The following is a 23,599-nucleotide window of genomic DNA, read 5'->3' as shown; positions in this document are numbered from 1 at the left end:
GTCAAGATCCGCGGCTACCGCATCGAACTCGGCGAAATCGAAGCCCGCCTGCGCGAACACCCCCACATCACCGACACCGTCGTCACCGTCCGCGAGAACCAGGCAGGCGAGAAGTCCCTCGTCGCCTACCTCGTCACCGACACCGCCCTGGACACCGCCGCCCTGCGAGCGAGCCTCGCGCAGAAGCTGCCCGAGTACATGGTCCCGGCCGCCTACCTCACCATCGACGCCGTCCCGCTGACCGCCAACGGCAAGGTCGACACCCGCGCCCTGCCCGCACCGGACCTCGACGCCTTCACCACCGGCGGCTACACCGCCCCCCGCACCCCGCTGGAGGAGCGCCTCGCCGCCATCTGGGCCGACGTCCTCGACCTGCCGCAGATCGGTGTCCAGGACAGCTTCTTCGACCTCGGCGGCGACTCCATCCGCGCCGTCCGCCTCGTCGGAGCGCTCCGCGCCGCCGGTTACGACGTCTCCATCCGTGACGTCTTCCAGCAGCGCACCATCGCCGCCATGGCCACCGCCCTCCCCGGCACCGGCACCGGCGAGTCGCTGATCACCGCCGTCCAGCCCTTCGCCCAGATCGGCGAGGAGGACCGCAAGGCCCTCCCCACCGGCGTGGTCGACGCCTACCCGCTCTCCCAGGTCCAGACCGGCATGCTCGTCGAGATGCTCGCGGCGGACGGCGGAAACAGCTATCACAACATCAACTCCTTCCGGCTGCCCGACTCCAAGCCCTTCGACGCGGAGGCGATGCGCCAGGCGGTCACGATCCTGACCGGCCGGCACGAGATCCTCCGAACCTCGGTCGACCTGACCGGCTTCAGTCGGCCGCTCCAGCTGGTCCACGCCACCGTCGAGGTCCCCTTCGCAGTCGAGGACCTGCGCGGTCTGACCGGGGCCGAGCAGGACGCCCACGGCCGCGCGTTCGTCGCCGCGGCCCGGACGGCCGGATTCGACCTGGCGAACGGCCCGCTGCTGCACCTGGCGGTGCACATCGAGTCCGACCAGGCCTGGCGCCTGACGGTCAGTCACCTGCACGCGGTCACCGACGGCTGGACGATCAACTCCTTCCTGATGGAGCTGGTCGGCTGCTACCAGGCACTGCGGGACGGCCGCGAGCCGGCCGCCTACGAGGCCCCGGCGGTCCGGTACGCGGACTACATCGCCGCCGAGCAGGACGCGCTGGCGAGCACCGAGGAGCAGGCCTTCTGGCAGGACATCGTGGACGGGCACACCCCGCTGCGGATTCCGGCCACCTGGGCCGGAGCCGAGGAGTCGGAGGAGCGTCACGGCATCCGCGTGCCGTTCACCGACCTGGACGAGGGCCTGCGCAGGCTCGCGGCCCGGGCGAAGACCTCGCTCAAGAGCGTGCTGCTGGCCGCGCACCTCAAGGTGATGGGCAGCCTGACGGCCGAGGACGCCTTCCACACCGGCGTCGTCTACCACGGCCGCCTGGAGGCGCCGGGCGCCGACCGCGTGCTCGGCATGCACCTCAACACCCTGCCCTTCCCGACCACTCGGGGCGCGAAGACCTGGCGCGAGCTGGTCGAGCGGACCCATGCGACGGAGACCGCCATCTGGTCCCACCGCCGCTACCCGCTGCCCGCCATCCAGCGCGCCGCCGGGAACACCCGCGACCTGCTCACCGTGCTCTTCGACCACCAGGACTTCCACCAGGTCGACACCGGCACGGTGGACACCGGCAGCGGTCTGGACGACGGCCGCAACGAGTTCGGCCTGATGGCGATCGCCGGGGTCGGCCGGATCAGCCTCGGGGCCTCGGTCGCGACGATGTCCCGGGAGAACCTGGAGCGGCTGGGCGCGATGTACCGGCTGGTGCTGGAGGCGATGGCCGCCGACGCCGACGGCGACGCCCTGGTCGTCCCCCTGGCCGAGGCCGACCGCCGGCTCGTCCCGGTGCGTCGGGCACAGGCCCAGCAGGCCGGGGCCCAGCAGTCCGGGGCCGAGCAGTCCGACGGCCGGGCGGCCGGCCAGTGCCTGCACGAGCTGTTCGCCGCCCAGGCCGCCCGCACGCCGGACGCCGTCGCCCTCACCAGCGGCGAGCTGAACCTCACCTACGCCCAGCTGGACGAGCGGGCCAACCGCATCGCCCACCACCTCGTCGCCCTCGGCGCCGGCCCGGACCGGGTGATCGGCCTCTCCCTGGAGCGGGGACCGGACCTCATCCCCGCCCTCCTCGGCATCCTCAAGTCCGGCGCCGCCTACCTGCCGCTGGACCCGGCCAACCCCGCCGACCGCCTCGCCTACATGCTGGCCGACGCCGGGTCGCCGATCCTGGTGACCCACTCCGCCCTGGAACCGATCGAGTTCGCGGGCACCCGGGTCCTGATCGACGCCCACCAGGCCGAGATCGCCGCCCGCCCGGCCACCGCCCCGGTCACCGGCGTCCGCCCGGGCGACCTGGCGTACGTCATCTACACCTCCGGTTCGACCGGGCTGCCCAAGGGCGTCAGCACCGCGCACGCCAACGTGCCGCGGCTGTTCACGGCGACCCGTGCGGACTTCCCGTTCGCGGCGGACGACGTGTGGGCGCTGTTCCACTCCTACGCCTTCGACTTCTCGGTCAAGGAGATCTGGAGCCCGCTGCTGCACGGCGGCCGCCTGGTGGTCGTCCCGGCGATGGTGGCCCGGACGCCGCAGGAGCTGGTCGAGCTGCTGGTGGCCGAGCGGGTCACGGTGCTCTGCCAGACGCCGTCCGCGTTCCGCTCGCTGACCGGGCTGGTGCAGGAGGGCGACCACCGCGTCGACCGACTGGGCCTGCGGGCCGTCGTGTTCGGCGGCGAGCGCCTGGACATGTCGCAACTGGCCTCCTGGACGGCCAAGTTCGGCGTGCGGCGGCCGGCCCTGATCAACATCTACGGGCCGACCGAGACCACCGTGCACTCGATCTACCACCGGGTGACGGAGTCGGACCTGACCCGGACGGCGTCCCCGATCGGCCTGCCGGTCGCCGACACCGTGATCCACCTGCTGGACGCCAACGGGCACCTGGTGCCGGACGGCGTGCCGGGCGAGATCCACGTGGGCGGCCCGGGCGTGGCCCGCGGCTACCTGAACCGCCCCGAGCTGACCGCCGAGCGGTTCGTGCCGGACCCGTTCGGCCCGGCCGGCTCCCGCCTGTACCGCACCGGCGACCTCGCCTGGCGCCTGCCCGACGGCCGCTACGAGTCGCTGGGCCGGATCGACGGCCAGGTGAAGGTCCGCGGCTTCCGCATCGAGCTCGGTGAGATCGAGGCCCGGCTGCGCGAGCACCCGCTGGTGGCCGAGGCGACCGTGATCGTGCACCAGAACGAGGCCGGCGAGAAGTCGCTGGTCGCCTACCTGGTGCCGGCCGGCCCCGACGCGCCGGACCTCGCCGCGGTGCGGTCGGACCTGGCGGCGGTGCTGCCCGGCTACATGGTCCCGGCGGCGTTCGTCACGCTGGCGCAGATCCCGCTGACCACCAACGGCAAGGTGAACCGCCGGGCGCTGCCCGCGCCGGAGCAGGCGGCGAGCGTCGTGGGCGAGCACCACGTCGCGCCGCGCACCGAGCTGGAGTCCGCGCTGGCCGCGATCTGGTCCGAGGTCCTGGGCCTGACCGCGGTGGGTGTCGAGGACAGCTTCTTCGACCTCGGCGGCGACTCCATCCGCGCCGTCCGCCTGGTCGGCGCGATGCGCGAGGCCGGTCACGACGTGACCATCCGCGACGTGTTCGAGCAGCGGACGATCGCCGCCCTCGCCGCGGCGCTGCCCGGCGGCGACGGCCGGTCGCTGGTGACCGCCGTCGAACCGTTCGCGCTGATCGACGACACGGACCGCGCGGCCCTCCCGACCGACGTCGTCGACGCCTACCCGCTCTCCCAGATCCAGACCGGCATGCTGGTCGAGCTGATGGCGAGCAAGGGCGGCACGGCCTACCACCACATCAACTCCTTCCGGATCCCGGACCTCCTGCCGTTCACCGAAGCGGCGCTGCGGCAGGCCCTGGAACTGCTGGCGGACCGCCACGAGCTGCTGCGCACCTCGGTGCACCTGACCGGGTTCGGCCGGCCGCTCCAGCTGGTGCACGCCGCCGCCGAGGTCCCGCTCACCGTGCACGACCTGCGCGGCCTGACCGAGGCCGAGCGGGCCGAGCGGGCGCGCGGCTACGTGGCCGAGGAGCGGGCCCGCGGGTTCGAGCTGACGGCCGCGCCGCTGCTGCGGATCGCCGTGCACATCGAGTCGGACGAGGCCTGGCGGGTCACCGCGAGCCACATCCACGCCGTCACCGACGGCTGGACGCTCAACTCGCTGCTGATGGAGCTGCTCGACACCTACCGGACGCTGCGCGACGGCGGGCGCCCGGCCGCCCACCAGGCCCCCGCGGTCCGGTACGCGGACTACGTCGCCGCCGAGCTGGCCGCGCTGTCCGACCCGGCCGACCAGGTCTTCTGGCAGGACGTCGTCGACCGGCACAGCCCGCTGGAGCTGCCCGCCACCTGGCGGGACGTGAGCGCCGGGTCGCTGCTGCTCGACGTCGAGTACGCGGACCTGGAGGAGCGGCTGCGGGCCCTGGCCGCCGGGGCGAAGACCTCGCTCAAGACGGTGCTGCTCGCCGCGCACCTCACGGTGATGGGCTCGCTGAGCACGGCCCCCGCCTTCCACACGGGCGTGGTCTACCACGGCCGTCTGGAGGCACCGGGCGCGGAGCGGGTGCTCGGCATGCACCTGAACACGCTCCCGTTCCCGGCCGTCCGGGGCGCGCGGACCTGGCGCGAGCTGGTGGCACAGGTCTTCGGCACCGAGACCGCCCTCTGGTCGCACCGCCGCTATCCGCTGCCCGCCATCCAGCGGGCGGCCGGGAACGGCCGGGCGGCGCTGAGCGTGATGTTCGAGTTCCTCGACTTCCACCAGGTCGACCGCGGCACGGTGGACGTCCGGGCCTCGCTGAACGACGGCGCCAACGAGTTCGCCCTGACCGTGATCGCCACCGGAGGCCGGATAGGGCTCAGCACCGGGGCCGGCGCGCTCGGTCAGGCGCAGCTGGCGCAGCTCGCCGCGATGTACCGGCTGGTGCTGGAGGCGATGGCGGCCGACCCCGACGGGGACGCCACCGCCGGCTACCTGCCGGCCCCCGCCGTGCCGGCGCAGGCGTCGGCGGCCGAGCCGGAGCAGCCGCTGCTGGTCGGGCTGATCTCCGAGCAGGCGGCCCGCACGCCCAGGGCGGTGGCCGTGGTCGCGGGTGGGCGCACGCTCACCTACCGCGAGGTGGACGAGTACGCCGACCGGATCGCGCACCACCTGACCGCCCTGGCGGTCGGTCCGGGCGCGGTGGTCGGGGTCGCGTTGGCCCGCGGGGCCGAGCTGGTCCCGGTGCTCCAGGGCGTGTGGCGGGCCGGGGCGGCGTACCAGCTGATCGACCCGGCCGCCGCGGCGGAGCCGGTCGACCCGCGGGTCACCTTCCTGATCACCGATCGGGCGGTCGCCGGGGACTTCACCGGCGGGGTGCTGCGGCTGGACGCCGAGGCGGCGCAGATCGCCGCCCGGCCGGCCGGGGCGCTGCCGGTCGCGGCCGCGCCCGACGGGGCGGCCTGCCTGCTGGACGGCGTGCTGGTCGACCACCGCGAGCTGGGCCTGCTGTTGGAGAAGGTCCGGGCGGAGCTCGGCGGGATCCGGCGAGGCGCCTGGCTGGCGCACGCTCCGGGGGCCGGTGCCCGGGCGGCGGTGGAGCTGCACCTGCCGCTCACCGGCGGCGCCCGGGTGGTGCTCGCGTCCGAGGCCGCGGCGGCGGACCCGGCGGCGCTGGTCGCCCTGGTGGACGCGCAGCGCGTCACCCATGTGCAGGCCACGCCGGAGGGCTGGCGGCGGCTGCTGGCGGCGGGCTTCGACAGCCACACGGTGACCGCCCTGGTGGCCGGCGGATCCGCGCCGGAGGCCGAGGACGTGCTCGACGAGCTGCGGGCACGCGCCCAGCGGGTGGCGGCCGGCGTCGGTACCGTCCGCTGACAGCGGGAACGCCCGAGGGCCCCGCGGTCATCAGCACCGCGGGGCCCTCGGGCCGGACGAACGTCAGGGGCGTTTCGCGGCGGGCCGGTCAGCGGCCTTCCAGGAAGCGCAGCACGGCGAGGACCCGGCGGTGGCCGCCGGCGTCCTCCCGGGGCAGGTCGAGCTTGGTGAGGATGCTGTTGATGTGCTTGCCGACGGCGCTGTCGCTGATCACCAGCGCGGCGGCGATAGAGGAGTTCGACTGGCCCTCGGCCATCAGCGCGAGCACCTCCCGTTCCCGCTCGGTCAGCCGGTCGAGCGGGCCGCTCTGGCGGCGCAGCAGCAGCTGGGAGACCACCTCGGGGTCGAGCGCGGTGCCGCCGGCGGCGACCTTGCGCAGCGCGTCCACGAACTCCTCGACGTGCGCGACGCGTTCCTTCAGCAGGTAGCCGATGCCGCTGGGGTTGGCGGCGACCAGTTCGGCGGCGTAGCGCTCCTCGACGTACTGGGAGAGCAGCAGCAGGGCTATGTCCGGCCAGCGGCGGCGGATCACCAGCGCGGCCCGCACGCCCTCGTCGGTGTGCGAGGGCGGCATCCGGACGTCGAGGATGGCGACGTCCGGCTGGTGTTCCTCGACGGCGACGAGCAGTTCCTCGGCGTCGCCGACGGCGGCGGCCACCTCGAAGCCCATCGTCTCCAGGACGTTGATGAGACCGGCTCGCAGGAGGACGGAGTCCTCGGCGATCACGACGCGCACGGCAGCTCCACGGTGATGGTGGTCGGGCCCCCGACGGGGCTGGTGATCTGGAAGGTGCCGTCCACCGAGCGGGCGCGACGGCTCAGGCCGGCGATGCCGGTACCCCGGTTCTGGTCGGCACCGCCGACGCCGTCGTCGGTGACGACGATGCGCAGCCGGTCGGCGACGTGGTCCACCCGGACGGCGGCGCGTGCGGCGCGGGCGTGCTTGGCGACGTTGTTGAGGGCTTCGGCGACCACGAAGTAGGCGACGGACTCGATGGCCGTCGGGGGGCGGCGGTCCACCGCGACCTCGAGGTCGACCGGCAGCGGGGCCCGGGCGGCGACGCCGGACAGTGCGGCGTCCAGGCCGCGGTCGTCCAGCACCGCCGGGTGCAGGCCGCGGACCAGGTCCTTCAGCTCGGCGATCGCCTCCAGCGCCTCCTGGTGGGCCTTGACGATGACGCCCTCGGCGTTCGGCCCGGCGTCGGTCAGGGTGGCCCGGGCCAGGCCGAGGTTCATGGCCAGGGCGACCAGCCGCTGCTGGGTGCCGTCGTGCAGGTCGCGCTCGATCCGGCGCCGTTCGGCGTCGGCGGCGGCCACCATGCCGTCGCGGCCCTCGGTCAGGTCGTCGACGCGCTCGGCGAGCCGCTCGGCGCGGCTGGGCCCGAGCAGCCAGCGGGCCAGGTAGCCGTCCGCGCCGACCAGCAGGGCCGTCACCCAGGGCAGCGCGAGGACGATCAGCAGGCCGGAGACGGTGAACACCGCGGCGCGCGATCGGGCCTGGTCGGGCAGTGCCCAGAGCCAGCCGTAGGCGGTGGTCATGGCGAAGCCGCAGAGCCAGGCGGCCAGGACGGCGAGCCCGGCGAGGCCGAGCACGGGCCCGACCAGGACGTGGTAGCCGAGCTGGCGCCAGGCGGCCTGCGAGCGGAACGAGGTGGCGACCCCGCGCCAGCTGAGCCGGATCGTGCTGTGGGCGGCGCGCGGGATCGACTCGCCGAGCAGGTAGCGGTACCGGCGGTGCTGGGCCTCGTTCAGGGCGGTGACCGAGAGCAGCAGGAAGGCGAGCGGACCGACCACGGTCAGCATCAGCTGGGTGGTCTCCAGCGGCCAGTAGAGCCAGCCGTCCGCGGGTTCGACGAACAGCAGCCAGGGCACCGCCACCAGCGAGAAGGGGGCCAGCTGGAGCGGGATGCCCAGGCAGAGGAACCCGGTGTCCCGCCAGACCCGCACCGACCACGGCGCGCGGCCGAGTGCGAGGGTGAGCAGCCGCCGCGGGGCTGTGCCGGTTGTCATGCGCCCACCGTAGTTGGCAGGCCGAAGGAGTGTCATGTCGCGCCTGTCTCGCGGAAAAGGGGAAGGTGGCACCCCTTGTCGAGAAGGAGTGCCACCTGTGCGGGGGCCCTGTGGTGATCAGGTGATCGGAATGATCTGGGGCCGGGCCAGCCGCCGGTAGTCGGCCGACCGGATCGCGACCGACCGGTCCAGCCGGGCGGCGTTGAAGTACAGCTCCGGCTCGTCGAAGAGGGCCGGGTCGGCGAGGACCTGGAGGTCCGGGTGGAAGGAGAACGGGGTGATCGTCCCGCTCACCGTCGCGCCGAGCAGTTCGGCGACGTCCTGCCCCGCGAACCGGGCCTTGCCGCCGCCGGCCACCCTGGCGACCTGCTTGAGGTCGACGCGGCGGTCGCCGGGTACCACGGCCAGCAGGTGGCGGGTCGGCTGGCCGCCCTTGGTGACGGTGACGACCATGCACTTGGCGGCGGCGGAGAGCTTGTGGCCCCGCAGTTCGCTGGCGAGCGTGGTCTGTCCCTCCGGAGGGTGGTCCATCAGCCGGTAGGCGATGTCCCCCTGGTGGAACAGGTCGAGGAGTCTTCGGTAGGTGGACGGCGGGGCGAGGTCGGCCGGGGCGGGGCGTTCCAGCAGGCCCACCGCCACGGCCTGTTCCGACGTGTCAACGAGCATTGGTCCTCCACGCTTGGTTGGCTGGGTCAGACGACGAGCCGGTCCAGCGAAGGATCGACGATGATCTTCGCGTGCCGTTCCGGCTCGCCTAGTTCCGCGATCGCACCGGTCAGCCCGTCCAGCCCGGTCACGCCGGTGATCACGGCGCCGGCGTCGATCCGGCCCTCGGCGATGTCGCGCAGGGTCTGGCGGTACTCGGTCGGGCTGCCGCCGAAGGAGCCGCGGATGTCCAGCTCCTTGCCGACGGCCACCCCGGGGTCGAAGGTGTCCGGACGCAGGCAGACCCCGACCAGCACGATCCTGGCGCCGGCCGGTGCCCCGTCCACGACCCGGGCGAGCATGCCGGGTGTGCCGACGCACTCGAAGATGACGGCGTCCTTGACGCGCACGCCCCGGTACTCGGCGGCCATCCGGTCCATCATTCCGGGGATCACCCCGAGCGAGGTCCACCGGCCGTAGGGGGACTCCACGGCCGGGTCGATCAGGATGTCCGCCCCGAGGCGCTCGGCCAGGGCCCGGCGGCGCGGCGAGAAGTCCACCGCGACGACCGGGCCCAGGCCCCTGGCCTTGAGGACCGCGACGATGCCCAGGCCCACCGGGCCCAGGCCGATCACCACGGCGACCGAGCCGGGGGCCGCCTCGGCCCGCCGGACGGCGCGGGCGGCGATCGAGAACGGCTCGGTGAGCGCGGCCGTCTTCGGGTCGAGCCCGTTGGGCACCGGCATGGTGAACGCCTCGGAGAGGATCATGTACTCACCGAAGCCGCCGGGGAAGGCCGGCGTGTAGCCGATGATCCCGCTGCCCTGCGGCCCGAAGCCGATCGGCGGTCCGCACACCACGGTGCCGGTCGGCAGGGCCCGGACGGTGCCCGGGCCGTAGTCGACGATCTCGGCGGCGAACTCGTGGCCGAGCACCAGCCCCTCGCGGATGTCGTGGGTGGACCCACCGGTACGGCGCATGACGTCGCCGAACGCCTCGGGGTCGTCGAGGGCGTGCAGGTCCGAACCGCAGATCCCGCAGGCCAGGGTGCGGACCAGCACCTGTCCGGCCTGCGGCACCGGGTCGGGGACCTCCTCGACGACGAGGGCGCCTCCGCGGGTGATGGCGGCACGCATGGTCGCTCTCCTCTCTGCCGGCTCGGGGTCAGGCCTGCTCGGCGAGCTTCTCCGCGAGCAGGCCGGCGAGGGCGTCGACGGTGGGGTAGTCCCAGGCCAGCGTGGGCTCCAGCTCGATGCCGAACTCGTCCTCCGCGTCGCCGCACAGGGCCAGTGCGTAGACCGACTCCAGGCCGTACTCGACCAGCTTGACGTCCGGCTCGATCTGCTCGACCGGGATCTCCAGGTAGAAGGCCACCCGGTCGGTGAGCCAGCCGCGCAGCTCGGTCAGGTCCTGGGTGGGCTCGATGGACGTGGTCATGGTGGTAACTCCTCGGGAAGGTGGGAAATCGTGGGAAGGGGATGCCGACGGGATGTCGGGTCAGTCCAGTGCGGCGGCGAACTCGGCCAGCGCGGCCGTGACTTCGGCCGGCCGCTCCTGCTGGGTCCAGTGGCCGCAGCCGGGCAGCAGCACGCTGCGGTGCAGCCGGGGTGCCCAGCGCCGCAGGTCCTCCTCCAGCCGGTCGGGGTCCTGGCCGCGGATGACGAAGTCGTCCGTGCCGGCCAGGTAGAGCGCCGGGACCTGGATCGCGGCCTTGTTGAGCGGGGCCGTGAGCTCCCAGTTGCGCTGGAGGTTGCGGTACCAGTTCAGGCCGCCGGTGAAGCCGGTGGTGGCGAGCGCGTCGGCGTAGACGGCGAGGTCCTGCTCGGTCAGCCAGTCGGGCAGCCGGTCGGGCTCCGGGTACAGGTCGAGGAACCCGCCGCCGTCCGGGACGACCGGGTCGAACGGCGCCGCTCCGCCGCTGGTGCCGGCCAGCAGGCGGCGCAGCGCGGCGGGCACGTCGCGGGTCAGTTCCCGCTCGGCGGGGCCGGGCTCCTGGAAGTACAGCATGTAGAAGCGCTCGCCCATGGCGCGTCGCATCGCGGGCAGCGGCGGCAGGCCGGGCCGGGGCCGGTAGGGGATGCTCATCCCCGCCACGCCGCGGACCAGGTCCGGGCGCATCAGCGCGGTGTGCCAGGCGACCTGGGAGCCCCAGTCGTGTCCGGCCACCACCGCCCGGTCGGCGCCGAGCGCGCCGATCAGTGCGACGACGTCGCCGACCAGGTGGTGGATGGTGTACTGGTCCGCCTCGGCGGGGCATTCGCTGAGCCCGTAGCCGCGCATGTCGGGGGCCACCACCCGGTAGCCGGCCTCGGCCAGTCCGGTGAGCTGGTGGCGCCAGGAGTACCAGAGTTCGGGAAAGCCGTGCACCAGGACGATCAGCGGCCCCTCGCCGGCCTCGGCGACGTGCATCCGCCGGCCGGCCACCCGCAGGGTCCGGTGCACGATCTCAGCCAACGCGCCGCCCTCCCCGGCCGGTGGCGATGCCGAACATCCGGTCCATCGCGGCCGTGTCCACCAGGCTCAGTCGCGCGATGGCGGCGTCCGGGTCGGCCAGGGCCGCGTCGACGGCCCGGACGAAGTAGCCGGCGAAGCGCTCGATGGTGGCCTCGTCGAACAGGTCGGCGTCGTAGCGGAAGTCGACGGCCAGCGAGTCGACGCTCTGCCGCACGTTCACCGCGAGGTCCACCTGCCCTTCCGCCTGCGGGAGTTCGAAGGGTGCGATGCGCAGCCCGGCGAACTCGGCCGGCGCGCCGTCGGCGGCGTCCAGGAGCAGCCGCAGCAGCGGATCGGGGCTGGCGGTGCCGATCAGGTTGAGGGTGATCCGGCAGAGCGCCGAGCCGGCGCCGACCCGCGGCCGGTTGACCGTCCGGGTGAGCAGCTCGAACGGGTAGCCGACCCGGCCGAGGCCGGCCTTCACCTGACCGTCGGCGGCCCGGGCCGCGTCGCGGAAGCTCGCCCCGGGCGCCAGGTCGGCCCGGAACAGCAGGGTGTTGATGAAGTTCCCGACCACCTCGCGGGTCGCCGGGCTCAGCCGGGTGGTGGTCGGCGCACCGACCAGGAACGCGTTCTGCCGGGTGTAGCGGTGCAGCAGCCCCTGGAGGATCCCGAGCAGCAGGGAGAACAGCGAGACGCCGTCGGCCAGCGCGAGTTCGCGCAGCCCGGCCACCCGCGGGCCGCTCAGGTCCAGGTGGTGGGTCCTGCCGGTGTAGCTCGAACTGGTGGGCCGGGGGCGGTCGGTGGGAATCTCGGCCGGGGCCGCTCCCTCGCAGAAACCGTGCCAGTACTGCTCCATCCGGGCGCCGCGCGGCGAGCCGAGCAGCTCCCGCTCCCGGGCCGCGTAGGCGTCGTAGCCCGCCGGGAGGGGTGCGAGGTCGGGCTCCTGGCCGTCCACCACCCGCCGGTAGCTCTGCAGCAGGTCGCGCAGGATCAGCCAGTTGGAGGTGGCGTCGGTGCCGATGTGGTGGCCGGCCATCAGCAGGACGGCGTCCTCGGCGCCGCGGCGCAGCAGGACGAAGCGGAACGCGCCGTCGCGCTCCAGCCGGAACGGCTCGCGCAGGGCGTCGCGGACGGCGGTGGCGAGTTGCTCGTCGCCCAGGCCCGGCAGCTCGCGCACCTCCAGGCCCAGCGGGTGCCGGTCGGTGACGGTTCGGGCGCCCCGGCCGTCGTGCTCGGCGAAGAGCGAGCGGAGCATGTCGTGGCGCTCGGCGGTGGCCTCGACCGCCCGCCGCAGGGCGGGCGGATCGACCGCGGAGCGGACGGTGAGGGCCACGCCGGTGTTGTAGACCGCGGCGTCCGGTGCCAGCTGGTAGAGGAACCAGAGCGCCTGTTGCGCGTGGGAGAGGGGGTGCGGGCTGGGCATCGTCGTCCTTCGTTCCGGTGGGGTGGGCGGGTCAGTGACCGAGGAACCGCGGGGGTTCTCCGGCCAGGTGTGCCCGCAGGCCCTCCCGCTGGTCGGCGGTGGCGAACAGGGCGGCGAACCGGTGCCGTTCGAGGTCCAGGCCCTCGGCCAGCGGGCGGTCGAGGGCCTCGTCGACGGCCTGCTTGGCGGCCGCCAGCGCGGCCGTCGGCCCCTCGGTGAACCGCTCGGCCAGCCGCTGGGCGCACGCGTGCACCTCGGCGTCCGGGACCACCTCGTCGACCAGGCCGATCCGCAGCGCCTCGGCCGCGTCCAGCTGCCGCCCGGTCATGATCAGGTGTTTGGCCCGTGCCGGGCCCACCAGTCGGGGCAGCCGCTGGGTGCCGCCGGTGCCGGGGATGATCCCCAAGCCGATCTCCGGCAGGCCGAGCACGGCCCCGGCCCCGGCCACCCGGAAGTCCGCGCAGAGCGCGAGTTCGAGCCCGCCGCCCAGGGCGAACCCCGCGATCGCGGCCACCACCGGCTTGGGGATCGCGGCGATCGCGGCGAACCCGGTGTGCAGCCGGGCGGTGTACGCGTCCACCTCGGCGGGGGTGCAGCCGGCCATCGCCGCGATGTCCGCGCCGGAGCCGAAGATCCGCCGGCCGCCGGTGAGGATCACGGCCCGGACGGCCCGGTCCGAGCCGACCCGCTCGGCGGCCTCGGCCAGCTCCGCGGGCAGCACCGGATCGGCGCCGCTGATGGTCGGGCGCAGCAGCCGGATGGTCGCCACCGGCCCGGCCGCCTCGACCCGTACGAACTTTCCCATGCTCTCTTCCTGTCACTGGGCGGATCCGGCGGGGAGCCGGCGGGGCCCGCCGCTCCCGGGCGGGTCACTCAGGCGAGGTGGCGGCCGATGAGGTCGAATCCGGCGCCGTCCTCGTAGCGGCCCATCAGCTCGGCGAAGACCGCCGGGCGGACGGCCTCCGCCCCGGGCACCGGCGGGCAGCCGAGTCGGGCGGTGAGCCGGGCCAGGGCCGCGATGACCCAGTCGGGCCGGTGCACGTACCCGTTCGGGTGGTCCGGGTTGTTCAGCCACACGCCCAGGCAGCAGGCGGCGGCGAGCAGCACCGCGTAGCGGTGGGTGAGTTCGAAGCTGACCGGTCCGGCCAGCGGTGTGCGGTCCCGGGGGGCGAGCTCCTGGCAGGCCTGCTTGAGCGCGGTCAGCTCGTCCACCAGCTGGGCGGCGAGCCGGCCCAGCACGGGTTCGTCGCGCACCCGGGCGGCCGCGTCCACCAGGCTGGCCAGCAGCGGGTCGTGGCGCCCGGCGGTGGTGCTCAGCCGGTCGAAGTCCAGCTCGGGCAGGTCCCCGGCCAGGTGGAAGACGGCGGCCGGGGCCGGTTCGCCGACCAGCCAGGCGGCGCGGGCCAGCCGGGGCAGCTGCGGGATGACGGTGGCCTGGCAGACCGTGCCGCCGGCGTGCACCAGCGAGGCGACCGGCAGGTCCCGGGCGTGCTTCTGGAACACGGCGTGCGGCCCCTCGCGCAGGAACGAGCGGGCGCCCAGCACCAGGCCCAGGGCGTCGACGGTGTCCTTGAAGAGCAGCGGCACCAGGTACTTGACGGCCGCCGCGTAGACGCTGGTCTGGCCGGGCATCAGGTGCAGGGCCCGGCAGACCGTGGTGGCGAAGGCGTCGGCCGCCTGGATGTCCAGGAAGGCGTCGGTGAGCACCGAGCGGGCGTGCGGCAGGTCGGCCACCGTGCGGCGGTACAGGTGCCGGCCCACCGCGAAGCCGGTGACCGTGCGCAGCTGCTGGTCCACCGCGCCGAGCGCGGCGGCGGGCAGCACCGCCCGGGTGACCTGGAAGGAGCGCAGAATGGTCTCCATGGCGGCGCCGACCTCGCCGGCCACCGCGGTCACCGGCACCGGGCAGTCGTCGAACTCCAGCCCGCCCAGGTACATCGCGCGCACGCCGACGGTGCGGTAGCGCGGCAGGAAGCGCAGCCGGTCGCGCGGCACCGTGGCCATGTCGACCAGCACCATCGAGTGGCTGCGGCTGCCGGGCTCCGGGCTGGTGCGGGCCAGCACGGTGACGGCCTCGGCGCGGGCCAGGTTGTTGATGATCTCCTTGCGGCCGTTGAGCACCAGCCGGTCCTGCCGCACGGTGCCGCGGAACGCGGTGTTCGTGACGTCGTTGCCGGTGGACATGTCGGTGTAGGCGGCGGCGATCCGGCCGTTGCCGCGCAGGATGTCGGCGAGCCAGCGCTGCTGCTGCTCGCCGCCCTGCGCCCACACGTTGACCGCGCCGACCAGGTTGCTGGCGCCGTGGCCGAGGCCGAGTGCGGCGTCCCGGCGGAACAGCGGGCGCAGCACCCGGGCCAGCCGGTCGGCCCGGTCGAGCCGGCCGCCGAGCCGGGACGGCACGAACTCGGCGCCCAGCCCGTAGGCGTCCAGGACCCGCTCGCCGGCCGAGAGCAGGTCGCCGCGTTCGTCGGCGGCCACGAAGGCGGCGAAGCCCAGCGGGTTGTCCTGGTAGTCGGGGTCGCCGAAGAGGACCTCCAGCGGCGCCGGGTTGCCGAGGTCGGCGTAGCACTCGGGGGTGGTGGCGGTGGTCATCGGCTGTCCTTCACCAGGGGGTAGTGCAGCAGGGACGGGAGGACGCCGGTGCGCTGCTGCTCCTCCAGGAAGGGCACCAGCCGCTCCAGCAGGTCGTCACCGGCCACCGGCCGCTGCGGGCCGTGGCCGAGCCGGGTCAGCACCCGGGCCAGCGCCGCCTCCAGCCACAGCCCGCCGGCCCACGGGCCCCGGCCGTGCTCGGGCGCCTCGTGGTTGTGCAGCCAGAGCTGGACGGCGGCCGCGGCCGCGTACAGCAGGGCGTACCGCTCGGCCAGGTCGAAGGCCGTGCGGGACGCCTCGACCGGGGTCGGCCGGTGGGCGGCCAGTTCGACCGCCAGGCCGTCGACCGCGGCCAGCACCGCCTCGGCCCGCCGGCCGAGCGAGGCCGGGACGGTGCCCTGCGCGGCCAGTCGGCCGAGTTCGGCCACCGCGTCGGGCAGCGCCTGAAGCACGCTGGAGCCGCCGCGCGGCAGGAGGCTGAGCCGCTCGCGGGCGAACGGCGGCAGCGGCGCGCCCAGGTCGGTGGCCGCGGCCAGCCCGGCCGCGTCCACCGTCCGCTTGCGCAACTGGCGGGCCAGCAGCGGGAAGTGGTTGATCAGCGCGTGCAGGTTGACGAGCGAGTTGCCGTCGAAGATGGAGACGATCCGGTGGTCGCGCTGGACCTTCTGGAAGCGGCCGTGCTGGTAGGTCTCGCCGACCAGCAGCGAGCGCGAGCCGAGTACGGTGCCGAGCCGGTCGATCACCTGGTCGACGAGGGTCGGCACCAGGTACTTGGTGACGGCCGAGGAGACGGCCAGCTCTCCGGTCAGCGCGTGGATGCTCCGGGCGGCCACCAGGGTGAGCGCCTCGGCGAGCAGCACGTCCGCGTACGACTGCGCCAGCAGACGCCGGGTCTGCGGGAGTTCGGCCAGCAGCCGGCCGTAGGCCTGCCGCCCCAGCACGTAGCCGGTGGCCAGCGTGAGCGCGTTGTCCGCGGCGCCGAGCGACAGCGCGGCGCACATGGTCCGGGTCAGCTGGAGGCTCTTGAGGACGATCTCGGCGCCCTCGCCCTCGCCACCGACCAGTGCGTCGGCCGGCACCCGGGCGTCGGTGAAGGCCACCCCGCTGATGTCGGCGCCGCGGATGCCGTGCAGCTTCACGGCCGGCAGCGGCCGGTACCCGGGCTGCGCGACGCCGGCCTTGTCGATCAGCAACAGGCTGAAGCCGCGGGCGTCGCCGGCGTCACCGGTGCGGGCCAGCAGGCAGACCAGGCGGCCGCGGTTGGCGTTGTTGATGAGCCACTTCTCGCCGCTCACCCGGTAGCCGTCCCCGGTCGGTACGGCGACGACCTCGCCGGCCAGCAGGTCGCTGCCGTGGTCGCGCTCGGTCAGGCCCCAGGAGACCACCGTCCCGTCGAGCACCCGGGCGGCCAGCTCCTCGGCCTGCTCCCGGGTGCCGCCGACCCAGACCGACACCGCGCCGAGGAAGGTCTTGCCGTGCGCGATGGCGACCGTGAGGTCACGGCGGGCGACCGCGCGCATCAGCTGCAGCACCTGCTCGTAGCTCTGCAGCGCGCCGCCGTACTCGGCCGGGACGTAGTGCCGGGGCAGGCCCAGCAGGTCCAGCTCGCGGCAGATCTCGACCGGGAACTCCTCCCGGTCGTCCAGGGCGCCGCAGCGGGCGTAGGAGAACAGCCGTCCGGCGTCCTCCGGGTCGCCGAGGCCGCGGTCCAGCACCTCGGCGATCTGGTGGGCGGAGTGGGTCATCGGGCACCGGCCGCGGTGCGGTAGCGGGCGGCGGTGGCCGGGTCGAGGTCCTCGACCACGGGCTCCAGCGCGCCGGTCATGAAGAGTTCGCGCATCAGCGAGCGCTGCACCTTGCCGCTGGTGGTCTTACGGACCTGGCCGGGCCGCAGCAGCACCAGGTTGGGGATCCGCACGCCGACCCGCTCGGCGAGCCGGCCGCGCAGCTGCCGGGCGAACTCGGCCAGCTCCTCGGGGGAGCCGGGACGGCGCCGGACCTCGTGCATCGCCACGATCTGCTCGCTGGCTCCCGGCACCGCGCAGACGCTGCCGCTGAGCCCGTTGAACGCCTCGTCCAGCGAGGCGAGTTCGCGCTCGATGTCGTGCGGGTAGAGGTTGCGCCCGTTGATGATCAGGACCTCCTTGATCCGCCCGGTGACGTACAGCCGGCCCTCGTGCAGGGCGCCCGTGTCACCGGTGCGCAGGAAGCCCGCCGCGCCCTCCGCGGTGACGGCGCGGAAGGTCCGCTCGGTCTCCTCGGGGTTGCGCCAGTAGCCCGCGGCCACGCTGTCGCCGCGGACCCAGATCTCGCCGATCCCGCCGTCCGGGAGGGTCACGCCGGTGGCCGGCTCGACGATCCGCACCTCCAGGTCGTGGACGGACCCGCTGCTCACCAGCAGCGGGGCGTCGGCGCCCGGGTCGACCGGCCGCAGCTCGTTGGCGGCCAGTGCGGCGGCGTCGACGGCGGTCAGGGCCGGCGTCTCGCCGCGTGACGTGCCGGAGACCAGCAGGGTGGTCTCGGCCATGCCGTAGCAGGGGTTGAACTGGTCGAGCCGGAAGCCCGCCGGGGCGAACCGCTCGACGAACCGCCGCAGGGTGGCGGCGCTGACCGGCTCCGCGCCGTTGCCCGCGCTGACCAGGCTGCTCAGGTCCAGTCCGGCCACCTGGGCGTCGGTCACCCGGCGGGCGCACAGGTCGTAGGCGAAGTTCGGGGCGACCGTGTGGGTGGCCCGCCGGCTGCTGATCAGCTCCAGCCACACGTGCGGGCGGCGCAGGAAGGCCATCGGCGCGAGCTGGTAGCCGAGGGCGCCGACGTACAGCGGCGCGATCAGGGCGCCGATCAGGCCCATGTCGTGGTGCTGCGGCAGCCAGCAGGCTCCGCGGCTGTCAGGCTCCAGCTTGAAGGCCCGCGTGATCAGGCCGATGTTGTGGCGCAGCGAGCGCTGGGTGACCATCACGCCCTTGGGCGCGCTGGTCGAGCCCGAGGTGTACTGGATGAACACCAGGTCGTCGTCGGCGGTCGGCGGCACCTGCCAGTCGGGGGCGGGCGCCAGTTCCAGCAGGTCGGTGGCCACGCAGGGCAGCTGCGTGACGCCGGCCTGCTCCAGCATCTCGACGGCGGTCCCGTGGTTGGCCGAGTCCGTCAGCACCAGGCGGATGTCGGCGTCCCGCACGATGCCGTCCGAGCGGGAGCTGTGGCCGCGCTGGGTGCTCGGCTGGGGCGCCGGGACGGCCACCACACCCGCGTACAGGCAGCCCGCCAGCACGGTCACGAACTCGGGGCCGGCGCCGTACAGCAGCATCACACGGTCGCCGACGGCGCACCGCCCGCGCAGCCAGGAGGCGACCGAGCGGGCCGCACGGTCGAGGTCCCCGAAGCTCAGCGACTGCTCCGACCAGCCGGCGGAGGCGGTCTCGACGAAGACCAGGGCGGGGCGGTCGGGGGTTTCGCGGCCGTGCCGCTCCAGTCGGGTCACCAGGTGATCGGCCATCAGGACGGCCTCCTCTCGGTCGGGGGTGGACGGTGGCGTGGGGGGCCGGTGGCGCCGGCGGGACGGGGGTGGTGCGGGGGTCAGGAGCGGCCCGCGCCGAGCACCTGGCGCAGCCGCAGGTCGGACTGCAGGTGGCCGGCGATGTGGGCGAGCAGCGGCTTCCCCTGGGTCTGCAGGTAGAAGTGGTCGCCGGGGAAGATCCGCAGTTCGAAGCCGGCGCTGGTGGTGTCGGACCAGGCGGCGACGTTCTCGGGCTCGCACTCGGCGTCCTCGGCCCCCACGTAGGCGACGACCGGCACCCGGTGGCGGCCGGCGGCCGGGTCGGGCCGGTAGGCGGCCGACAGCCGGAAGTCGGCCCGGATGCTGGGGAGCACCAGCTCCAGCAGGGCCGGGTCCATGTCGGCCAGCCCGTTGTGGCCGAGCTGGCGCAGCTCGGCGAGGAAGTCGGCGTCGTCCGCCGCCGCCGAGTCCTCGCGCCGGCGGCGGTGCGGGACCTCGGAACCCGAGACGAACAGCCGCACCGGCCGCACGCCGTGCTCGGCGACGAGCCGCAGGGTCACCTCGTGCGCGACCACCGAACCCATGCTGTGGCCGAACAGGGCCAGCGGCACGCCGTCGGCGGCCAGCCCGGCCAGGGTCGCGGCGATCTCGTCCGCCATCGCGTGGACGGAGGTCGCGAAGGGGTCGCCGAGGCGGTCCTGCCGGCCCGGGTAGCAGGCTGACAGCACCTCGATGTCATCGGGCAGCTCACGGGCCCAGGACCAGTAGGCGGTGGGCGCTCCGCCGGCGTGCGGGAAGCAGACCAGCCGCAGGCGCGGGGCCGGAGTCGTGTGGTAGGTACGGAACCACAGCGCCACGGAGTCGGTCATGAGCGTCCTTCGGAGGAGGGGTGCGGCCATGGAGATGCCGATCTATCAGCACCGCCACCGTGCCGCGCGCTCCTATACCGCGCCCATATCGGGCGGACGGCCGCGCCGTTCCCGGCCCGCCTCCGCCCGCCCCGCTACAGCAGTGCGTAGAGGGCCGAGGCGTCGTCGTGCGCCTTGCCGCGCGGCCAGCGCTCGCAGGCCGCGTCCGACCGCTCGACCGCCCGCACCTGGGCGATCAGCTCGCCCGGCCCCGACTCGGCGAGCAGCCGCAGGGCGTCCGCCCAGCTGCCCAGCCCGAACCGCTCGGTGTAGCGCGAGGCGCCGTCGCTCAGCGCGGCCACCGCGTGCAGCCGCTCCAGCTCGACGAAGCCGGTCTCGGCGTGCTGGGCGGCCTTGGGGCTGGCGGCGGCGATCCACGGGCCGCCGCCCGAGTTCCGGACGGCCCGGACGGCCAGCGCGTACTCCAGGTGCAGCGCGGCCCGCTCGGTCGAGCCGGGCACGGTCGACCAGACCTGCCGGCGCAGCTCCTCACCGCCGGGGAAGCGCTGGTTGTCCCCGATCACCCTGGGCGGGCCGTCCTTGTACTGGAGCACCAGCAGCGAGTCCCCGAGCACCAGGTACTCCAGTGCGGCGCCGTGCCGCCGGGCGGCGACCACCATGGCGGCGGGCGTGTTGGGGTGGGCGAGGTCGCAGCGGCCGCCGTGCAGCGCGGCCGTCTCCACGATGGCGTCGGCCAGGCACTCGGCGATCGAGCGGTCCGCCCGGTCGGTGAGCCGGGCCAGCAGGTGCACCCCCAACCGCCGTACGTACCACGGGGTGCCGTGGCGGCACCCGGATTCCAGGCCGGTCGGTGAGCTCGCCCCGTCGAGCAGGACGAGCGCCTCCGGCGAGGCCGCCGCGAAGTCCTCGCTCGCGCGGTCCGGCCGCCGTGCTTCCCCTGCCAGCTGTACCTGCATCCCGACAGTGTGGACGGCGGGTGGGGCGTGCGCCCAGACCCGTGCACGCCGCGTGTCCGGGCTCGGCCGGGGCTGTCCGGTGGCAGTGGGGGCAATTCACCCATACCGTCGGATATCGACTGGACAATTCGGCCAATCAGGGCCGGTCAGGTTTGCGAGCTCCTTCGAGGGGCCGACCGGCACGGGACTGACGAGGACGAGGAGCGACGGATGTTCTGGGAGTTCATCGTGCTGGTGGTCGCCTCGATCGGCTTTCCGATCGCAGCACTGCTGTTCCTGATCGGCGGTCCCCGTTTCCCCGACGAGCAGCGCGACCGGCACTGACGACCGACCGACCGGGAGCCGCACGGCGCCCGGCCGGACCGGGGCCGCTCACCCGGCGGATCCGCCCAGGGCCCGCTCCAGCGGGGCCGCCCGGGCGAGCAGCACCTCGTCGGCGCCGGCCGCGCCGACCACCTGGAGACCGAACGGCAGACCGTCCACGCTCACCCCGGCGGGCAGGCTGAGCGCCGGCAGCCCGGCGTAGCTCCACGGGAGGGACATCACCGCGTCACCGGTGCCGCCCAGCCCGAGCGGGGCCGGCCCGGTGGCGGAGGGCGCCACCAGCAGGTCCACCCCGGCGGCCGCCCAGGCGTCGGCCAGCCGGGCACGGGCGTGCTCGCGGGCGCGCAGCGCCGTCTCGTAGTCCTCCGGCCGGACGGACTGGCCGTGCCGGATACCGGCCGCGGTCTCCGGCCGGTAGAGGTTGCCGAACCGGGTGAACCAGTCGGCGTGGCTGCGCGCCTGCTCGAAGCGGTTGATCGTCCGGACCTGCCGCACCAGCCACTCGAAGTCGGGCAGCAGGTCGACCTCGCACACCGTCACCCCCGCCGCGGCGAGCCGGTCCAGCTGCTCCCGGAAGGCCGCCCGCGCCGCCGGCCCGGCCTGCTCCAGGTACGGCCCGGCGGGCACCCCGAGAACGGGCGGCGCGCCGTCCCGCCAGTCGTCCCGCCAGTCGTCGCAGAGCAGCGGCGCCGCCAGCGCCGCACCGGCGAGGTCCGAGGTGAACAGGCCCAGGGTGTCGAAGCTCGGCGCGTTCGGCAGCACCCCGTCCGTCGGGATCCGCCCGTACGTCGGCCGGAAGCCCACCACCCCGCAGTAGGCGGCCGGTCGGATCACCGAACCGACCGTCTGGGTGCCGATCGCCAGCGACACCAGCCCGGCCGCGACCGCCGCCGCCGAACCGCTGCTGGAGCCGCCCGGGGTGTGCCCGGGGTGGTGCGGGTTCCGGGTCGGGCCCGGGGCGGCGCCGGCGAACTCGGCGGTGACCGTCTTGCCCGCCACCAGCGCGCCCGCGGCCCGCAGCCGGTCCACCACGGCGGCCTGCGGCCCGGCCAGCACGCCCGGCGGCAGCGCCGATCCGGCGTGGGTGGGCAGGCCGTCGACGTGCACGATGTCCTTGATCCCGACCGCCACCCCGTACAGTGCCGGTGCCGCGCCCGGATCGGGGTACCGCGCGACCAGCGCGCGGGCCTCGGCCCGCAGCCGCTCCGGGCGCCCGGGTTCGGGCACGAACGTGTGGAGCAGCGGGTCGAGCCGCTCGATCCGGCCGCAGAGCCGGTCGGCGTGGGCGGCCGGGCCGGGGTGCCCGGCCCGCAGCTGCGCGACCTCGTCGGCCAGCGACCGTGGGCGGACCAGGGCTTTCTCCATGCCGACCAGGCTAGGACGTCCGGGCTACGGGTGCTCAGTCGCCAGGTACGGCGTCTCGCGCAGGTAGTACGCGCCGCAGGTGTGGCAGCAGAGTTCGGGCGTCCTGCCCCAGTCCACCGGATCCCGCAGCTGCGCTTCCCCGTCCAGCTCCCGGCCGCACATGGCGACGGCCTCCGAGCCGCGGACCATGTGCCAGAGCCTCACCCCGGCGGACGGACCGCCGTCACCGTACTCGGCGCGCATCTGGTGCATCATTCCCCCATCGTCCGGCGGCCGTCGGGCACCGGCAACCGGGGCCGGACTCCGCGCCGGAACGGCGCCCGTCCCGCCAGTCCCGCCCGTCTCGCCCTCCCCGCCCTCGCTCAGACCAGGCTGCCGTGCAGCCGCAGCCGGGCGATGCCGCCGTCCGGGAAGACGTCGAGCCGGACATGGGTGGCCGGCCGGGGCGCGTCGAGCACCAGCCGGTGGACGGCGTCGGGCTGGAGGCGGGTGCGGGGCACCAGCTCGAACCACTCCTGCGGGTCGGCGGCCTGCTCGTCCCGCCCGTGGAGGGCGGCCCAGCCGGCCGCGTTGCCGACGTAGTAGCCGGTGTCGATCTCCACCGCGCGGATCGCGCCGCGCCCGGCGAGCCGCAGCAGGACCCAGTCGTGGCCGTCGTCCCGGCGCCGGCGGTTCTCCCAGCCGTCGCCCATCGCCCGGGACCTGCCGGGCAGGGCGAGGTTGGCCGGGGACGAGAAGAAGCGGTCCGAGGCGTCCTCGACCGCGCCGCCGTGCTCGATCGCGGCCAGGTCGAAGGTGCCGAGGGCGGCCAGCCAGGCGGTGTCCGGCCGGGCCTCGCCGTGCACCCGCAGCCGGGCGATGCCGCCGTCGGGGTACTGGCTGAGCCGCAGGTGGGTGAACCGGCGGCCGCCCTCGACGGTGAAGCCGTTGGCGGCGTGGCCGCGCACCGGCGAGCGGGGGACCAGCGGGTGCCAGACGGTGGAGTCGGCGAGCAGTTCCTCCGGGCCGGGGGTGCCGGGGAGTTCGGCGCCCTCCAGAGCGATCTGCTGGGGGTAGTTGCCCCGGAAGTGCGCGGTGTCGACGATCACGCCGTGCACGACTCCCGGTACGCCCAGGCGGATCAGTGCCCAGTCGTGGTCCTCGGCGGTCGGGTGCGGGCGGACGGCGGCGGCGCCCCGGCGGCGGCGGGTCTCCCAACCGTCCATGATCTGGCCCTTGTTGCCGAAGGTGTGCGGGCGGAACTCGGCGGGCTCGGGCAGCAGCAGGTTCTCCCGCTCGGCGAACAGCTCGTCGTTGGCGGCGATCACGGCGCCACCGAGCCGGCGGTCGGCCAGGTCGGTCAGCGTGGTGAAGGCGAAGGTGCCGGAGCGGTAGTCGGCGTACGGGTTGCCGCCCGCGTAGGGCAGCGTGTCGGCGTCGGGCAGGGTCCGGGGAGTGGTGTCGGTGGCCATGCGTCCACCATGGCCCCGGGAACTGATCAGGTCCATCACAAAGAACT

17 protein-coding genes are annotated in these 23,599 nt (G+C 74.6%); 1 reads left to right on the top strand and 16 read right to left on the bottom strand.

All coding sequences use genetic code 11. The features are described from left to right. A partial coding sequence (locus tag AB0J08_RS21745; protein ID WP_360636533.1) for an amino acid adenylation domain-containing protein occupies nt 1-5,988 on the top strand: 5,988 nt, incomplete at its 5' end. 88 nt (nt 5,989-6,076) lie between these two features. Here AB0J08_RS21745 and AB0J08_RS21740 read toward each other — a convergent pair. From AB0J08_RS21740 to alc, 16 genes are all read right to left on the bottom strand, one after another. Beyond that, nucleotides 6,077-6,724, bottom strand: a complete 648-nt coding sequence (locus AB0J08_RS21740) for a response regulator transcription factor (RefSeq protein WP_360636530.1) — start codon at nt 6,722-6,724, stop codon at nt 6,077-6,079. Then, a complete protein-coding gene (locus AB0J08_RS21735) occupies nt 6,712-7,998 on the bottom strand; it encodes a histidine kinase (RefSeq protein WP_360636527.1) in 1,287 nt (428 codons plus the stop codon). Before AB0J08_RS21735 ends, AB0J08_RS21740 begins: the two co-directional genes overlap by 13 nt. A gap of 117 nt (nt 7,999-8,115) precedes the next feature. Then, nucleotides 8,116-8,664, bottom strand: coding sequence for a YbaK/EbsC family protein (locus AB0J08_RS21730; protein ID WP_360636524.1), 549 nt, complete (start codon nt 8,662-8,664; stop codon nt 8,116-8,118). A gap of 26 nt (nt 8,665-8,690) precedes the next feature. Beyond that, nucleotides 8,691-9,779, bottom strand: coding sequence for a zinc-binding dehydrogenase (locus AB0J08_RS21725; RefSeq protein ID WP_360636521.1), 1,089 nt, complete (start codon nt 9,777-9,779; stop codon nt 8,691-8,693). A 28-nt stretch (nt 9,780-9,807) separates the two neighbouring features. Continuing rightward, entirely contained in the window at nt 9,808-10,080 is a 273-nt protein-coding gene (locus AB0J08_RS21720; RefSeq protein ID WP_360636518.1) for an acyl carrier protein, read from the bottom strand. 60 nt (nt 10,081-10,140) lie between these two features. Further along, on the bottom strand, nt 10,141-11,052 hold the full coding sequence (locus AB0J08_RS21715; protein ID WP_360636542.1) for an alpha/beta hydrolase: 912 nt from the start codon (nt 11,050-11,052) through the stop codon (nt 10,141-10,143). Between the two features lie 37 nt (nt 11,053-11,089). Further along, complete coding sequence (locus tag AB0J08_RS21710; RefSeq protein ID WP_360636515.1) at nt 11,090-12,502, bottom strand: condensation domain-containing protein; 1,413 nt, start codon at nt 12,500-12,502, stop codon at nt 11,090-11,092. 31 nt (nt 12,503-12,533) lie between these two features. Beyond that, nucleotides 12,534-13,307 (bottom strand): enoyl-CoA hydratase-related protein, encoded by a 774-nt coding sequence (locus AB0J08_RS21705; RefSeq protein ID WP_360636512.1) that lies wholly within the window; start codon nt 13,305-13,307, stop codon nt 12,534-12,536. 68 nt (nt 13,308-13,375) lie between these two features. After that, the gene (locus AB0J08_RS21700; protein WP_360636509.1) at nt 13,376-15,094 is read right to left on the bottom strand and encodes an acyl-CoA dehydrogenase; all 1,719 of its coding nucleotides are present in this window, start codon (nt 15,092-15,094) and stop codon (nt 13,376-13,378) included. Next, entirely contained in the window at nt 15,091-16,839 is a 1,749-nt protein-coding gene (locus tag AB0J08_RS21695; protein ID WP_360636506.1) for an acyl-CoA dehydrogenase family protein, read from the bottom strand. The genes AB0J08_RS21700 and AB0J08_RS21695 overlap by 4 nt, the downstream gene beginning before the upstream one ends. Next, complete coding sequence (locus tag AB0J08_RS21690) at nt 16,836-18,587, bottom strand: fatty acyl-AMP ligase (RefSeq protein WP_360636503.1); 1,752 nt, start codon at nt 18,585-18,587, stop codon at nt 16,836-16,838. The genes AB0J08_RS21695 and AB0J08_RS21690 overlap by 4 nt, the downstream gene beginning before the upstream one ends. Nucleotides 18,588-18,667: 80 nt before the next feature. Continuing rightward, nucleotides 18,668-19,456 (bottom strand): alpha/beta fold hydrolase, encoded by a 789-nt coding sequence (locus AB0J08_RS21685; protein WP_360636500.1) that lies wholly within the window; start codon nt 19,454-19,456, stop codon nt 18,668-18,670. Nucleotides 19,457-19,590: 134 nt separating this feature from the next. Then, the gene (locus AB0J08_RS21680; protein ID WP_360636497.1) at nt 19,591-20,412 is read right to left on the bottom strand and encodes an integrase; all 822 of its coding nucleotides are present in this window, start codon (nt 20,410-20,412) and stop codon (nt 19,591-19,593) included. 372 nt (nt 20,413-20,784) lie between these two features. Continuing rightward, nucleotides 20,785-22,101, bottom strand: a complete 1,317-nt coding sequence (locus tag AB0J08_RS21675; RefSeq protein ID WP_360636494.1) for an amidase — start codon at nt 22,099-22,101, stop codon at nt 20,785-20,787. Nucleotides 22,102-22,125: 24 nt separating this feature from the next. Beyond that, nucleotides 22,126-22,356 carry a hypothetical protein gene (locus AB0J08_RS21670; protein ID WP_360636491.1) on the bottom strand — a complete coding sequence of 77 codons (231 nt, stop codon included), beginning with the start codon at nt 22,354-22,356 and terminating at the stop codon, nt 22,126-22,128. A 107-nt stretch (nt 22,357-22,463) separates the two neighbouring features. Next, nucleotides 22,464-23,552, bottom strand: a complete 1,089-nt coding sequence (alc, locus tag AB0J08_RS21665; RefSeq protein ID WP_360636488.1) for an allantoicase — start codon at nt 23,550-23,552, stop codon at nt 22,464-22,466. Nucleotides 23,553-23,599 lie beyond the last annotated feature (47 nt).

The sequence above is a fragment of the Kitasatospora sp. NPDC050463 genome, from assembly GCF_040655255.1.
Taxonomy (GTDB): domain Bacteria; phylum Actinomycetota; class Actinomycetes; order Streptomycetales; family Streptomycetaceae; genus Kitasatospora.
Note: the sequence above shows the minus strand (reverse complement) of the source record. Positions and strands in the feature narration are given on the sequence as shown.

Coding starts and splice junctions, on each gene's coding strand:
- AB0J08_RS21670 (WP_360636491.1), bottom strand. CDS start 22,356: ATGATGCACCAGATGCGCGCCGAGTACGGTGACGGCGGTCCGTCCGCC.
- AB0J08_RS21700 (WP_360636509.1), bottom strand. CDS start 15,094: ATGACCACCGCCACCACCCCCGAGTGCTACGCCGACCTCGGCAACCCG.
- AB0J08_RS21725 (WP_360636521.1), bottom strand. CDS start 9,779: ATGCGTGCCGCCATCACCCGCGGAGGCGCCCTCGTCGTCGAGGAGGTC.
- AB0J08_RS21715 (WP_360636542.1), bottom strand. CDS start 11,052: ATGCACGTCGCCGAGGCCGGCGAGGGGCCGCTGATCGTCCTGGTGCAC.
- AB0J08_RS21710 (WP_360636515.1), bottom strand. CDS start 12,502: ATGCCCAGCCCGCACCCCCTCTCCCACGCGCAACAGGCGCTCTGGTTC.
- AB0J08_RS21690 (WP_360636503.1), bottom strand. CDS start 18,587: ATGGCCGATCACCTGGTGACCCGACTGGAGCGGCACGGCCGCGAAACC.
- AB0J08_RS21685 (WP_360636500.1), bottom strand. CDS start 19,456: ATGACCGACTCCGTGGCGCTGTGGTTCCGTACCTACCACACGACTCCG.
- AB0J08_RS21735 (WP_360636527.1), bottom strand. CDS start 7,998: ATGACAACCGGCACAGCCCCGCGGCGGCTGCTCACCCTCGCACTCGGC.
- AB0J08_RS21705 (WP_360636512.1), bottom strand. CDS start 13,307: ATGGGAAAGTTCGTACGGGTCGAGGCGGCCGGGCCGGTGGCGACCATC.
- AB0J08_RS21695 (WP_360636506.1), bottom strand. CDS start 16,839: ATGACCCACTCCGCCCACCAGATCGCCGAGGTGCTGGACCGCGGCCTC.
- AB0J08_RS21720 (WP_360636518.1), bottom strand. CDS start 10,080: ATGACCACGTCCATCGAGCCCACCCAGGACCTGACCGAGCTGCGCGGC.
- AB0J08_RS21730 (WP_360636524.1), bottom strand. CDS start 8,664: ATGCTCGTTGACACGTCGGAACAGGCCGTGGCGGTGGGCCTGCTGGAA.
- alc (WP_360636488.1), bottom strand. CDS start 23,552: ATGGCCACCGACACCACTCCCCGGACCCTGCCCGACGCCGACACGCTG.
- AB0J08_RS21675 (WP_360636494.1), bottom strand. CDS start 22,101: ATGGAGAAAGCCCTGGTCCGCCCACGGTCGCTGGCCGACGAGGTCGCG.
- AB0J08_RS21680 (WP_360636497.1), bottom strand. CDS start 20,412: ATGCAGGTACAGCTGGCAGGGGAAGCACGGCGGCCGGACCGCGCGAGC.